Genomic DNA, 15205 nt, shown 5'->3' with positions numbered 1-15205 from the left:
GGCCGAACCGGACATCGGAATCAGGTTCCGCACGGAAGTCGCAATCGAAATCGAAGTCGAAGCTGTCGATAAAAGTAAGTAGTCCAAATTCAATTCAGACGCTACAAAACGGAGCAAAAGACCATGAAGAGGAAGCAGATTTCGGCGCTCGCCGCCGCCATGTTCACGGGTGCCGGTGTCCTGATCGCGGGAGCCGCGCATGCGGACAATTTCGTCGATCGCGGCAACCCGGACAACGCGTTGAACGGTCAGTGCATCGACGGGACGAACCCGCTCTGCGTCGCAACGAAGAGCGGGAGTTTCGTGGCGGTGAGTACCGCGAACGTGACGCAGGGGACGAATGCGAAGGCCGGCACCAGCGGCATCGCGATCGGCGACCAGTCGAACGCGAGCAGCAACGGCGGCACCAGCAGCGGCGGCGCGATCGCGATCGGTGTCGGTTCGCAGGCGCTGGCGAACTCGTCCACCGCGATCGGCACGGTGGCGGTGGCGCAAGGCAATACGGCGCTGGCGGTCGGTCGTCAGTCCGCCGCGATCGGCGATTTCTCGATGGCGATCGGCAACGTCGCCGATGCGCACGGCACCAGCTCGATCGCGCTCGGTCACTCGGCACTGGCCAGCGGCGATCGCTCGATCGCGATCGGCGGCGCGAATCCGACGTCGAGCGACGGCGTCTCGAGCGGCGCTGCGTATGACGCCGCGACGCAGACACGCGCCGGCGGCACGCAATCCGTGGCGATCGGGGCGGGCGCGCAGACGAACGACAACAACCAGGTCGCGGTCGGCTCGGGCAGCGTCGGCGCGAACAACGGCGGCACGCCGGTGTTCGGCGGTACGGCCGCACCGGTCGGCGGCGCGGTGTCGTTCGGCGCGCTCGGCAAGGAACGGCAGCTCAAGAACGTCGCGGCGGGGGCGGCCGATACGGACGCCGTCAACGTCCAGCAGCTGAAGAACGTGAACAGCACGCTCAGCACCGGCATCGGCAACGTCGATGCGCGCGTGACGTCGGTTGGAAACTCGCTGTCGACCACGATCTCGAACGTCGACCAGCGCGTGACCAATGTGGGCAACAGCCTCAGCACGAGCATCGTGACGGCCACGCAGAACGTCGTGAAATACACCGACGCTTCGCACGCGGCGATCGCGCTCGACGGCAGCAACGGCACCACGATCGGCGGGCTCGCGGCCGGTGTCGCCGATACCGATGCGGTCAACGTCGGCCAGTTGAAGGGCAGTGTCGCGCCGCTGCAGACGTCGATCTCGACGGCGGCCTCGAACATCACGAACCTGCAGGGCAGTGTTACCGGCATCAATGCGTCGCTGAGCACGGCGGCATCGAACATCGGCAGCCTGCAGGCGGCCGATACGCGCAACGTGAAGTACGACGGCCCGAGCGGGTTCGACTCGGTGACCTTCGCCGGCCCCAACGGCACCACGCTGCACAATGTCGCGGACGGCAAGGACGTGCACGATGCCGTCAACGTCGGGCAACTGAACGGCGGCCTGGCATCGCTCAGCACGAGCGTGACGAACAACCTCAGCACGACGCTCGGCAACCTGAGCACGTCGATCACCAGCCAGATCGGCGCTGCAACGAAGAACGCCGTGCAGTACGACGACGACGCGCACAGCGGCGTCACGCTCGGCGGCACGGGCGCGCCGGCGCCGGTCGCCCTGCACAACGTCGCGGACGGCATTGCCGCGGGCGACGCCGTGAACGTGGGCCAGCTCGGCAAGGCGACCAGCACGCTCAACCAGTCGATTACCACGCTCGGCAACCAGGTGACGACGAATACGGGCAACATCGCCGCGCTCCAGCAGGACGCGCTCCAGTGGAACCCGAGCCTCGGCGCCTACGATGCGAGCCACGGCGGCAACGGCCCGCAGCTGATCAGCAACGTCGCGGCCGGCAAGAAAGGCACGGATGCAGTCAACGTCGACCAGTTGACCGCGGCGGTTCAGAACGGCACGAGCCAGCTCGATGCGCTGGCCGTGAAGTACGACGATGCGAGCAAGCGGCAGGTGTCGCTCGGCGCGGGCAACGGCGGGAGCCCGGTGCGCGTGACCAACGTCGCGGAAGGCAACGTGGCGTCCGGCAGCACGGACGCGGTGAACGGCGCGCAATTGCGCCGCGCGATCGACGGCACCGCGGCCGCACTGGGCGGCGGCGCGACGGCGAACCCGGACGGCTCGATCAGCGCACCGTCCTACAAGGTCGGCGGCGGCTCGTTCAACAATGTCGGCGACGCGCTGACGAACCTCGACGGCCGGGTCGGCAGCAACACGACGACGCTCGAGAATCACGAAACCCGCCTCGGCAATGCGGAAACGAACATCGCCGGCAATACCGCCGCGATCGCCGGGCTGCAGCAGGACGCGCTGCAGTTCGACCCGAAACTCGGTGCGTACAGCGCGGCGCGCGGCGGCGCCCCGACGAAGCTGACGAACGTGGCCGACGGCAACGTCGCCGCGGGCAGCACGGACGCCGTCAACGGCGGCCAGTTGTCGGGCGTGAAGTCCGATCTGCAGCAGCAGATCACGCAGGTGTCGAACCAGACCGGCGAAGCCGTGAAGAACGTCGTCAAGTACGACGTCGACACGAACGGCAACCGGTTGAATTCGGTGTCGCTCGTCGGCGGCGACGCGAACTCGGCGGTCGTGCTCAAGAACGTCGCCGCGGGCACCAGCGATACCGATGCGGTGAACGTGAAGCAGCTGAAGGACGTGCAGTCGAACCTCAACCAGCTCGGCGCGCTCGCGGTGCAGTACGACGACAGCTCGAAGAGCACGATCACGCTCGGCGGTGCCGGCGGCACGCGCATCACCAACGTGCAGGCAGGCACGCTCAGCGCGACCAGCACGGACGCGGTGAACGGCTCGCAGCTCTACGCGACCAACCAGCAGGTCTCGAAGAACACGACCGACATCTCGAACCTGCAGGGGAACGTGACCAACATCGCGAACGGCAAGGCCGGCCTCGTGCAGCAGCAGGATCCGAACGGCGCGATCACGGTCGGGAAGGGCACCGGCGGCACCAGCGTGAACTTCTCCGGCACGGCGGGCGACCGCACGCTGACCGGCGTCGCGGCGGGCGTGAACGACAACGATGCGGTCAACGTTGGCCAGTTCAACAATGCGTTGAAGAACGTGGCAGCCAACGACCAGATCCGCGCGGCGGTAACCGACGCGAACACGACGTGGATCGCGCGTGCCGATGCGGGTGCGATCGGGTCGACGGCGACCGCAACCGGCAAGAACGCGGTGGCGGTCGGTCAGGGCTCGGTCGCCGATCGCGACAATTCGTTCTCGGTCGGCGCGAAGGGCAGCGAGCGCCAGATCACGAACGTCGCGGCCGGGACGGCGCCGACCGACGCGGTGAACGTGCAGCAGCTGAACGACAACCTCACGTCCGCTTCGACGCAGGCGAAGAACTACACCGACCAACGCATCGGGCAGGTGTACAACTCGTTCAACGACCTGAAGAAGGACATGTACGGCGGCGTCGCGTCGGCGATGGCGGTGGCCGGCCTGCCGCAACCGACGGGCGCGGGTCGCTCGATGGTGTCGGCGGCGACCTCGAACTATCACGGCCAGCAGGGCTTCGCGGCAGGGTACTCGTACGTGACGGAGAGCAACCGCTGGGTCGTCAAGGCGTCGGTGACGGGCAACACCCGCTCGGACTTCGGCGCGGTGGTCGGCGCGGGTTATCAGTTCTAGGAGGAACGTGAGTTCCTGGTGTAGGAATGGACTCGAATTTTCTGGCTAAATCAGTGATTTAGCCCGGATTTTCGGGTCTTTTTTCGTTTACGCATTTTTCGATCTTGGCGGAACGTGCGTAGTCGGTAAGCAATGGGCTCCGTTCGTCGACTGGAGCCTGGCGTGACCCGACACGCAATTCGTGACGTTCGCCGTGAAAGCGGCGAACGCGTTCCGTTCCTGGTGTACGGAGATCCGGTTGGGCTGGCCGCCCGGCAAGGGCTGGGATGTGCGTTCGTTGGAGTTGGTGATCGTCGCTTTATCTCAAGCCATCACTGCCGCGTATCGCGCGACCTGCTGCTGATGCGCGTTGAGCGCCAGCCTCGATGCAAGACTAGTCTCGCATCTTCGCTTCCGCCCATTTCCACTCCCGCGCAGCCTTCACAAACGCCGCAAGATAATCGATGTCGTCATCGGCCTTGCGCGTGCCGAGGAAAATCTGCTTCGCAATACCCTTCTCTCCCAGTTGCACGGGCGTGAGCGGCATCCATCCCGCGTATTCTTCCGCGAGCCAGCGAGGTAACGCCGCCACGCCACGGCCGCTCGCCACCATCTGCAGCATGATGTCGGTCGTCTCGATCACCTTGTGGCGCTTCGGCACCATGTTCGCGGGCGTGAGGAACTGCGTGTAGATATCGAGCCGGTCCGTTTCGACGGGATACGTGATCAGCACCTCATGCTGCAACTGCTCCGGCGTGACATACGCTTCTCCGGCCAGCGCGTGGTTGTCGCCGACCACCAGCACCTGCTCGTAATCGAACACCGGCTGAAAATGCAGCTCGGGCTTCTTGAGCGGGTCGGGCGTCACGAGCACGTCGATTTCATGGCCGATCAACGCGCCGATGCCGCCGAACTGGAAGCGCTGCTTCACGTCGACGTCGACATCCGGCCAGCGCGCGAGATACGGCGACACCACCTTCAGCAGCCATTGGTAGCACGGCGCGCATTCCATGCCGATTCGCAACGTGCCGCGCTCGCCCTGCGCGTATTGCTTCATGCGCGTTTCGGCGAGTTCGAACTGCGGCAGCAACCGGTTCGCGAGGCTCAGCAGGTACTGTCCGGCCTGCGTGAGCCGCATGGAACGTCCCTCGCGCGTCCACACCGGCGTACCGAGCTGCTGCTCGAGCTTCTTCACCGCATGACTGAGCGCCGACTGCGTGAGATTGAGCGTATCGGCGGCGGCCGTGAGCGAACCCTGCCGCTCCACTTCCCGCACGACCATCAGATGACTGCGATCCAGCATCGCTCACTCCATGAACAATTTTAATGTTTGCATGAAATAAATCCATTTTTATTCATGCAACGGGAACTATATCATCGCTGCCAGTTACTTTTCTTCCGATTAACACGCGGCACATGGTCACCACGCAGATCCGCGTACACCGCGTCATGAACATGATTAATGGTTGTATGAAATCGGTTCATGCATGGTCGACCGTGGCTCGACGTCAAGTTCGTCCGGAATGTCGATGCCGATGAGGCTGCCGAGTAAAAGCCGGAGAAGAAAGGCGGGAAGCATTGGAAAGCAAAGCGCAAGCGCAGCTTATTTCAGAAACCAGGGTGCGAGATCGCAATGAATCAAGAATTTACATTTGCCATTAACAGCATCTGTTTCGATGAAGACTACCAGCCTTCCGAAAACACGCGTATCACGACCAATTTTGCCAACCTGGCCAGAGGAGAGAGTCGCCAGGAGAACTTGCGCAACACGCTCGCGATGATTGACAATCGTTTCAATTCGCTGGCGCATTGGGATAATCCCGAGGGCAATCGTTATGCCGTCACGCTTGAAATTATTTCCGTTGAAATGAATATCGAAGGGGAGGGCGGTGCTAATGCGCTTCCTTTGATCGAGATATTAAAAACCAATATTCTCGATAGAAAAACAGGCGAGCGCATTGAGGGTATTGCTGGAAATAATTTTTCCTCTTATGTGCGGGATTATGACTTCAGCGTGGTATTGCTGGAGCATAACAAGGATCGGCCTGGATTCAGTACGCCAGACGGCTTTGGCGACCTGCATGGAAAGCTGTTCAAGTGCTTCGTGAATTCCAGTGCTTACAGGGATAATTTCGCCAAGCCGCCCGTTATATGCCTGAGCGTTTCGAGTAGCAAGACTTATCACCAGACTGCCAATCGGCACCCGGTATTGGGTGTCGAGTATCGGCAGGACGAATATTCCTTGACTGACGAATATTTCGAAAAAATGGGTTTGAAGGTTCGCTACTTCATGCCCCCGAACAGCGTTGCGCCTTTGGCTTTTTATTTTACCGGGGATTTGCTTGCTGATTACACCGATCTTGAGCTTATCGGTACCATCAGCACGATGGATACCTTCCAGAAGATTTACCGGCCGGAAATTTACAATGCGAATTCCCCGGCGGGAAAATCCTATCAACCCAGTTTGAAGCATCAGGATTTTTCGTTGACTCGAATTGTTTACGACCGGGAAGAACGTAGCCGGCTGGCTGTCGAGCAGGGAAGGTTTGTCGAGGACCAATTCATCAAGCCATACCAGGCCATTCTTGAACAGTGGTCCGCCGACTACGCTCTTTGACTAACAAAACGCAAGACCGTCTACCGTGAAAAAATTGCTACCCACTTCAACCGCTGGCAGCTTGCCTAAACCCTCGTGGCTCGCGCAACCCGAGACCCTTTGGTCGCCGTGGAAATTGCAGGACGAGGGATTGATCGAGGGTAAGCAGGATGCCTTGCGTTTGTCGTTGCAAGAGCAGCAACATGCAGGCATCGATATCGTCAGTGACGGCGAGCAAACGCGCCAGCATTTCGTGACCACGTTCATCGAACACCTCAGCGGCGTTGATTTTCAGAATCGCAAGACCGTTCGGATTCGCGATCGCTACGATGCGAGCGTGCCGACGGTCGTTGATGCGGTTGCCCGGCAAAAGCCGGTTTTCGTTGACGATGCCAGGTTCTTGCGCCAGCAGACCCGGCAGCCCATCAAATGGGCTTTGCCGGGCCCGATGACCATGATCGATACGCTTTACGACGATCATTACAAGAGTCGCGAAAAACTGGCCTGGGAGTTCGCGAAGATCCTGAACGAGGAAGCCAGGGAGCTGGAGGCCGCCGGCGTCGATATCATTCAATTCGACGAGCCCGCATTCAATGTTTTCTTCGATGAGGTGAACGACTGGGGCGTCGCGACCCTGGAGAGGGCGATTGAAGGTCTCAAGTGCGAAACCGCCGTGCATATCTGCTACGGCTATGGCATCAAGGCCAATACGGACTGGAAGAAGACGCTGGGGTCGGAGTGGCGGCAATACGAGGAAGCCTTCCCCAAACTGCAAAAATCCAGTATCGGGATGGTTTCGCTGGAATGTCACAACTCTCACGTTCCGATGGAGCTGATCGAGCTCATTCGAGGCAAGAAGGTGATGGTGGGGGCCATCGATGTAGCCAGCGATACCATTGAAACCCCCGAGGAAGTCGCCGGCACGTTGCGAAAAGCCCTTCAGTTCGTGGATGCCGACAAGCTCTATCCTTGCACCAACTGCGGCATGGCTCCGTTGTCGCGCGCCATCGCGAGAGGCAAGCTGAGTGCCTTGAGCGCGGGCGCGGAAATCGTCCGACAAGAACTCTCGAACTAGTTCCGCGCTGAAGTCGGACGTCGTGCTCGGGGAATCGAAGGCCGCGTGGACATCGGGGAGTGCGTTGAAATGGCTCCCTGAATCTGTCGGAATAAGCCGCCTCGACATCTCCGAGCCGCACCCAGTATTCGGTATCTACCATGTCACTTTCCAGCACGGCCATCGAGCCTATGAGCTTTCGCGAATCGCTCGGGCATTACGCATCCGGTATCACGGTGATTGCATCACACGTCGATGGCGAGCCGATCGGCTTCACTTGCCAGTCTTTCCATAGCGTGTCGATGAGCCCGCCGCTGGTGTCGTTCAGCGTCATGTCCGGTTCGGCCAGCTATCCGAAAATTCGCCAGGCAGGTCGATTCGTCGTCAACATCCTGTCGGACGAGCAAGTCGGGATTTCCAACCAATTCGCCCGACGAGGCACGGACAAGTGGCACGGCGTCGATTGGCAGGAATCGCCGCTGGGCAACCCGATCATCGCCGGGAGCCTTCACTGGCTCGATTGCGAAATTTATGCCGAGCATGCCGCGGGCGACCACCTGATCGTGATCGGTGAGGTGAAAGCATTGGATCTGCAAGCAACGGCCGCTACGCAGCCGTTGCTGTACTTCAGAGGACAGTACTGCAACATCGCCGGCGCATAGCGCGGTTTGAGCGCTTTCCGCGGCTGGGCGCCCGCGCTGCGGAATTCGTGGCCCGAGGTCACTGTGTTGGCCTCGGGCCATTGACGTTTGACGCGTCTCGAAGATTGCGGACCGCGGATCGGTTCCTGACGTGCGAGCACCGATGGGCCCGACCGACCGGCGCCTAGGGAAACCCCTAGGCACGGATCACCTTGACTTGATCACGCGAGACACTAAACTAACACGCATTAGTTGCTGAAGCTCCAGGTCGACAACATCCTGCGTCGTTGCTGCTCATCGCGCATGAATGTGCACATTGTGGACCGGAGCTTTTATTTCGCCTCACAACTAACACGAGTTAGTATCCTGCATCGGAGTTCGGCTCGATATTGCTCCGGCATGTGTAGACAGTGCGAGCGTGTCGTTTCCGGCACCGGCTCATGCCGTCGTTTTGATTCGAACTGCAAATCATTCTCCGTGGATGAGCGGAGGAGAAGGTGAGCCGTACCGGGAGCGCCGGATTGCGCTTGTCAACTACGCAAGGAGACTCACGATGGATGTCCGTTCAACGGGGCGCGCGGGTGCGCGCATGAATCTCAAGCGCTTTGCAAGCGGTCCGGGCGCCGATGGCGGAACCGCGCCCCATCGGCTGCGCGTGCTGGCGGCCGTTGCCGCGAGCGTGTTCCTGTTCGGATGCAACGGGCAATCGGACAATCCGGTTGCGCGTTCCGTCGCGGCGCTGAATGCCGCGGTTGCGGTCGACAATGGCGAACTGACGGCGCATGCCAGCAGTTCCGATTCCGCGAATTCCGCCGCGGCATTGGCCACGGCATTCAACCAGGCGGTCGTCGAAGCCCGCAAGCTGAACTTCGTGGCCGACAACTGGAGCTTCTTCAGCACGCCGCAGCCGGCCGGCCTCGGCTGGCCGAGCGCATCGAGCGACGTGCGTTGCCCGTCGTCGGCCCAGGACCTGCAGCCGGGTTATCTCGCGGGTCTGCAGAATCGTTGCGCCTACTATTCGCGGGACTATGTCCACCAGGCGACCGGCGCGTACTACCTCGGCTTCTACGAACAGAACTACCAGATGGCCGATCACTTCGTGAAGCTGATGCACGACAACGGCGGCGCGATGGCGCCTTACTGGGCCATCGGCGCGAACGGCACGGTGTACGAGCAGAACGACGAATCGCCGGCGCCGTTCGAGATCGGCGAGAACATTGCGAGGATGTACCGGTTGACCGCGGACAGCCGCTATCTGGGTGCGGATTTCACGAACTATACGAACAACCTCAACAACGGCTTTACCAACGTCAGCAACAACAGCTACATCAACGCCGAGGGTTTCCGGATGGCGCGGGCCCAGACCAACGGCGAGGCGGCGACCTACAACGAGTTCGTGTATGACCGCGGCAACAACCTCCCGAGCAATCTCGTGATCCTGCTGGGCGGCGATATGGCGGCAAGCGAGATTGCCTATTACCGCGAGATTTCCGCGTATCCGTCGCTGCTCGCGCAAGGCGATGCGACCAACGTGACGACCCGGTTCGGCACGCTGTCGACGAGTTTCAACGGCGACTGGTATCTGCCGGCCGTGCAGCATTTCTCGGTGGGGCTCGTCGGCACGACGAGCACGACCTACAACGCGTCGAATTACCAGAGCCTGCAGTACTACGACTACTACGCGCAGGAGCCGAATCTCTTCCCGCTCTACAAGGGCGTGATTACCGATGCGGGGAAACTGACGAACCAGGCGAACTACGTCGACACCCAGTCGGAGGCGCTCTATCAGGCACACGGCCTCTCGTACCCGGGCATCGAGTCGCATACCTATCTGCCGACGGCGTTCTACAACGCGAACCAGCCGGATACGGCATGGAAATGGCTGACGCGGCTGGCGTCGTGGGAATCCGGTGCAGGCGTCACGGGCTATCCCGAAGTTGCGTTCGCAATGATCTCCGACGTGATCACGAAGGTGCTGGGTCTCGATTTCGACGCACCCAACAAGAAGCTCGTCACGCTCGCCCGATTGCCGTCGTCGTTCCAGGCCGGCAACAGCGTCGCCGTCAACAACATCCCGTTGTACTTCCATGACGCGGGCAACACGATCACGGTCAAGGCGGGCATTGCGCAGACGATGACGGCGAACGGCACGATCGAGACGGATTTCACCTACGATTCCGATCCCGTCGCCCAGCCGGTCAGCGGATTCCACTGGCTCGTGAAGTTCCCGTCGAAGGGCAGCAATACGCAATGCAAGGTCGTGCAGACCTGGTCCAATGGCACGCAATCGACGGGGTACTACGCGCTGACATCCGATTCGAACGGGGTGCCGACCTGCGGCGGCAGCGACGGCTCGGGGATCTGGATGAGCACCGGCGATCCGAACTGGAGCGTGACGAAAATGGCGGTCACGCTGTCCTCCTGAAGCGGTCCGGAGCGCGTGCGGATGCACGGCGCATGCGCACGTCGCGCCGGCTGACCGGCGCGGCAGTCATGCGCCGGCCTAAGGGTATTCACTCAATTTCGTTTCCTTGACCTGTTGCGTGCCGCCTCTATACTAAACCGCGTTAGATGGTGGTTCGGCGCGCTGCGACGAGGGTGCTGGTTGCCTCGGGTATATTGGGGTCGACGATCAACCTGGGGCGGGGATTGCCTGCGCCAGCCTTCCAGTCTGTAACTAAATCGAATCAGGAGTATGGCGTCGTGAGTCGCGTAACCAGTACCCAGGTCGCCCAGCTTGCCGGCGTGTCGCGCACGACGGTGTCGTTCGTGCTGAATGGCGTAACCGGCATGGGGATCAGCGAGGAAACGCGCGAGCGCGTGATGATGGCCGCGCGGCAGCTCGGTTATGTGCCGAACGCGATGGCCCGATCGCTCGCCAGCGGCTCCACGAAAACGATCGCGCTCCTGATGCCGCATGGCGATCACGTGCATGTCGACGTCGACGCCTATCTTCCGCGCTTTCTCGCCGGCCTCAGCGTCGCGTGCCATGCGCACGGCTACAAGGTCATGCTCGAACCCGTGCAGGAGACCGACCGCCCCGGCGCGTTCCTCGACCTCGTGGACAGCGGGCGCATCGACGGACTGGCTGTCCTGAATCCGCGACGTCTCGACGAAGGACACCTGCATGAACTGGCCGAGAAGGGCTTCCCGCTCGTCGTGTTCGGTTCGAACCTCGCCGAGCAGCGTACCGTGTGTGCGATCGGCGTCGACAACCGCGCGGCCGCGCAGCAGGCAACGGAACACCTGCTGGGGCTCGGTCACGAGCGGATCGCGCATATCGGCTTTGCGTCGGAGGACTATCAGGTCGTCCGCGATCGTCTGGACGGTTTCCGGCAAGCGATGGCGACGCATCACGTGGACGTGCGGCCCGAATGGATTGCCTTCGCCGACTACAGTTCGCAGAGCGGTTATGACGCGATGCGCGCCATGCTCGCCGGTTCGCCGCCCATGACGGCGCTGTTCGCCGGAAACGACACGATCGCGTTCGGTGCGATGGCGGCGATTCGCGAAGCCGGGTTGCGCATTCCGGAGGACATCGCGATCGTCGGCTACGACGACATTCCGCTGGCGGCGTTCGCGACGCCAGCGCTGACGACCGTCCGCACCGAACCGTTCCAGGAGGGTCGCGATGCGGCGGCCACGCTGCTCGGCATCATTTCCGGCGATTCGCCCGACGGGCTGCATACCCGCGATCTCGCGCCACTGATCGTCCGGCAATCCTGCGGCGCGAACCGGAAGACGTAGCAGCGCGCCCGCCTCGCGACAAAGACCACGTCGTCACGTCACGGATGCGCCCGGCGAGCGATCGTCGGGCACGACACAAGCAATCGACGGACAAGCAGTGCGAGGCGGAAAGCGTACGGAGAATGCCAGGAAAGTAATCAGGAATGCGAACATAAAAAAGGATTGGAAAAATCATGAGACGAGACAATCGGAAAGGTGCGCTCGCGCAGCGCAAAATCCACGCGGCGATGCTGTGTGCCGCCGTTCTTCAAGGTGCCGGATGGGCGCACGCCGCATGCCCGGCCAACTTTCAGAGTCTGCAGTTCGGCGATCCGGGTTTCGAATCCGCGGGGGCAACCGGTTATGCGTGCCCGGCGTCATGGACGGTCACGTCCGGCGCCGGATGTGCGTCGAACAATCCGCATGGCGGCGGGCGCGCCGCATTCCTGAACGGCGGGGACGGCTACTCGGTGTCCCAGACCGTGACGGCGCCCGTCGCGGGCAACTTCGATCTCTCCGCCTGGATCGCCACGTCCGCGAACGGCACGGGGGGCACCTTCTCCGTTCAGGTGGCCGGCCAGACCGTTCAAAGCGTCACGCTGCCGTCGACGATCGCGAATTCGAACTACATCAAGTACACCCTCCCGCATGTTGCCGTGGCCGCGAATCAGGCCGTGACGATCGTTTTCACGTCGTCGAGCGGGCGCGCGTGGATCAATGTCGACGATATCGAGGTCGTCCCTTCCGCCCCCAACGATCCGCAGCTGTCGTCGGACAACACGGCCGTCGTCGCGCTGTTCAACTGGGCAAAGGTCAAGGCGAATTCGTGGACGCGTTCGGCCTGCACGACCGGCGTGACCAACCAGGACGAATCGCATCCGAGCGGGCAGGGCGTCGCGACCTACGCGCCGTCCTACTGGGCCGGCTATCCATTCCGCTCCTACTACTACGCGCGCGATTTCGCGCATCAGTTCGTCGGTGCGCACATGCTGGGGCTGGACGCGCAGAACAAGGCGATGCTGGCCGCGTTCGCCGCGACCGCGAACACGGCGCGCGGCGGCTACCCGGTCTGGGCGCTGAACTTCGACGGCTCCATCGGCCTCACCGACTATTCGAGCGATACGTCGTTCGTGCGGGAGCTGCCGGCACCGTTCGAGCTCGCGCAGCGTATCGCGGACGGCTACCACTGGACCGGCGACGCCGATTACGCGGCATCGGGCGGGCCGTTCTATGCGTTCGTCGCGAACACCGCGGGTGCGTTCGTCGACGCGCACTACGGGCCGCTCGTCGACGGCACGGCCAACGGCCGGCAGGTCAAGGTCGCGCAGGAAAGCGGCGCCGACATCTGGGCCGGCGTGGCGAGCTACAACGAAGGCGCACCGGGCAATCCGGTCGAGGCGGCCGACGCGCTGTCCAGCCAGTACCGCGCGTACGTCGCGATGCAGCAGCTTGCGACGGCGGCCGGCGATACGACGACGGCGAACACCTATGCGACCCGGGCCGGCGACCTGAAGACCTATTACAACGCGCCGTGGAGCGTGGTGTCGTCCACCGACTCGACCGATGTGGTGCGCTCCTACGACCCGTCGGCAGTCAAGTCGATCGCGTGGGGCGGCGAGATGAGCTGGTTCCCGCCGATGAAGGGGATCATGAACCCGGGCACGCGCCGCGACCAGTACATGGGATGGCTCAACACCACCGCGCTCGGCCAGGCACCCGCCAACCTCGAAGCCGTGACCTATCTGCCGGACGCATTCTTCGCGGTTCACGACGGCACCACCGCGTGGGCGTGGATGCAATACGTGTACAACCGCATCAACGACGTCCACGGCGGTTACGGCAACAACTTCGTCAACGGAGATTATCCGGAGGTGTCGTTCACGCTCGTCGGACAGGCGATTGCCGGGCTGCTTGGCGTCGAACCCGACGCGTCGGCCGGCAAGCTGACCACGACGTCGCAACTGCCGGCCACCGGCATGGCCTGGCTGCAGGTCTCGCACATCCCGATCGGCGCGGGGAAAGTCACCGTACGACATGACGGCACCACGCGCAGCACGCTCGCCAACGAGAACCCGGCGGGCGGGACGTCCTATGCATGGCATGCGCGATTCGCGGGCGTCTACCCGAGCGTCGTCGTCAACGGCGTGGCGCGCGCGGCGAACACCGAACAGCCGGAAGGCAGCGGCGGACCGACCTATACCTACGTCGACGTGACGGTCGCCCCGCAAGGCACCGCGGTCGTACAGGTTTCGAAATAGGCACGCGGCATGCATCCGAACCAGACATTCACGTGGAGACTGGCATGGCAAGCGTAGTACTGAGAGGCGTGTCGAAGGCATACGGCAGCGGTCTGCCGATCGTGCGGGATGTCGATCTCGACATCGCCGAAGGCGAGTTCTGCGTCTTCCTGGGGGCATCGGGCTGCGGAAAATCGACGTTGCTGCGCATGATCGCCGGGCTCGAGGACATCACCGACGGGGAGATCTTCATCGGCAACCGGCGGATCAACGAGGTGCCGCCCGCGCGGCGCGGCGTGTCGATGGTGTTTCAGAGCTACGCGCTCTTTCCGCACATGACCGTCTATGAAAACCTGTCGTTCGGCCTGACGCTGGCGCGCGTCGACAAGGCGACGATTCGCGACAAGGTGCTCGGGGCGGCACGCGCGCTGCAGATCGAACACCTGCTCGATCGCAAGCCGCGGGCGCTGTCGGGTGGCCAGCGGCAGCGTGTCGCGATCGGACGCGCGATCGTGCGCGAGCCCGGCGTTTTCCTGTTCGACGAACCGCTGTCCAATCTCGACGCAGCGTTGCGCGTGCAGACGCGCCACGAGATTGCACGCATTCACCGCGAGATCGGCCGGGTATCGACGATCTACGTGACGCACGACCAGGTCGAGGCGATGACGCTCGCCGACCGCGTCGTGCTGCTCAATTCGGGCGACGCGACGCGTCAGCACGGCAGTCTCGCGCAGGCCGGGTCGCCGCTCGAGCTCTATCACCATCCGCGCAATCGCTTCGTCGCCGGGTTCATCGGGTCGCCGAAGATGAATTTCATCGACGCCGTACTGGTCGACGCCGGCGAGCGTCAGGCCCGCGTGCGTCTCGCGAGCGGCGAAGTGCTGTCGGCCTGCGTCGATGCCCGCCGCTTGAGCCCCGGCGAACCGCTCACGCTCGGCATTCGCCCGGAAGATTTCGCGCTCGGCGGCGAGCGGCAGCATCTCGTGCGCGAGGCGACCTGGCAGGAGCGGCTCGGCGAAGCGACCTACGTCTATCTGCACGGCGACGAGGCGGGGCAGCAGTGGATCGCGAAGCTGCCCGGCACGACGAACGTCGGTGCCGGCCACCGTCTTTCGCTGTTCATGCCGGCCGACAAGTTGCACGCGTTCGACCGCAGCGGGCAGGCACTGCGGCGCTGCATCGACGAGGAAGCGCCGCTGCTGGCCTCGTACGCGTGAACCGCAAGCAATCGACGAAACGAATTGAGCGGCGCCAC

The 15205-nt window shown here is 62.8% G+C and carries 10 protein-coding genes; 9 read left to right on the top strand and 1 reads right to left on the bottom strand.

The features are described 5' to 3' along the window. Positions 1-123: 123 nt before the first annotated feature. Positions 124-3717: a YadA-like family protein gene (locus ACN22W_RS33960; protein ID WP_419690438.1), complete on the top strand. Its 3594-nt coding sequence runs from the start codon at positions 124-126 to the stop codon at positions 3715-3717. A gap of 181 nt (positions 3718-3898) precedes the next feature. After that, complete coding sequence (locus ACN22W_RS33955; protein WP_419690437.1) at positions 3899-4060, top strand: hypothetical protein; 162 nt, start codon at positions 3899-3901, stop codon at positions 4058-4060. A 30-nt stretch (positions 4061-4090) separates the two neighbouring features. Here the strand turns inward: ACN22W_RS33955 and ACN22W_RS33950 are convergent, their stop codons facing one another. Further along, the gene (locus ACN22W_RS33950) at positions 4091-4999 is read right to left on the bottom strand and encodes a LysR family transcriptional regulator (protein ID WP_419690436.1); all 909 of its coding nucleotides are present in this window, start codon (positions 4997-4999) and stop codon (positions 4091-4093) included. A gap of 330 nt (positions 5000-5329) precedes the next feature. On the opposite strand from ACN22W_RS33950, the gene ACN22W_RS33945 reads away from it, so the two are divergent. The 7 genes from ACN22W_RS33945 to ACN22W_RS33915 all read left to right on the top strand — a co-directional run bounded on the left by ACN22W_RS33945 (position 5330) and on the right by ACN22W_RS33915 (position 15167). Then, positions 5330-6313, top strand: a complete 984-nt coding sequence (locus ACN22W_RS33945; RefSeq protein ID WP_419690435.1) for a DUF1852 domain-containing protein — start codon at positions 5330-5332, stop codon at positions 6311-6313. A 25-nt stretch (positions 6314-6338) separates the two neighbouring features. Continuing rightward, complete coding sequence (locus ACN22W_RS33940) at positions 6339-7367, top strand: methionine synthase (protein WP_419690434.1); 1029 nt, start codon at positions 6339-6341, stop codon at positions 7365-7367. Between the two features lie 140 nt (positions 7368-7507). Beyond that, complete coding sequence (locus ACN22W_RS33935) at positions 7508-8008, top strand: flavin reductase family protein (RefSeq protein WP_419690433.1); 501 nt, start codon at positions 7508-7510, stop codon at positions 8006-8008. Between the two features lie 532 nt (positions 8009-8540). Next, positions 8541-10412: a hypothetical protein gene (locus tag ACN22W_RS33930; protein WP_412026283.1), complete on the top strand. Its 1872-nt coding sequence runs from the start codon at positions 8541-8543 to the stop codon at positions 10410-10412. Positions 10413-10690: 278 nt separating this feature from the next. Next, on the top strand, positions 10691-11734 hold the full coding sequence (locus ACN22W_RS33925) for a LacI family DNA-binding transcriptional regulator (RefSeq protein WP_419690432.1): 1044 nt from the start codon (positions 10691-10693) through the stop codon (positions 11732-11734). 173 nt (positions 11735-11907) lie between these two features. Continuing rightward, the gene (locus ACN22W_RS33920; protein ID WP_419690431.1) at positions 11908-13971 is read left to right on the top strand and encodes a hypothetical protein; all 2064 of its coding nucleotides are present in this window, start codon (positions 11908-11910) and stop codon (positions 13969-13971) included. A 44-nt stretch (positions 13972-14015) separates the two neighbouring features. Beyond that, entirely contained in the window at positions 14016-15167 is a 1152-nt protein-coding gene (locus ACN22W_RS33915) for an ABC transporter ATP-binding protein (RefSeq protein WP_419690430.1), read from the top strand. Positions 15168-15205 lie beyond the last annotated feature (38 nt).

This window comes from Burkholderia theae, assembly GCF_048565265.1.
In the GTDB taxonomy this organism is placed as follows: Bacteria; Pseudomonadota; Gammaproteobacteria; order Burkholderiales; family Burkholderiaceae; genus Burkholderia; species Burkholderia theae.
Note: the sequence above shows the minus strand (reverse complement) of the source record. Positions and strands in the feature narration are given on the sequence as shown.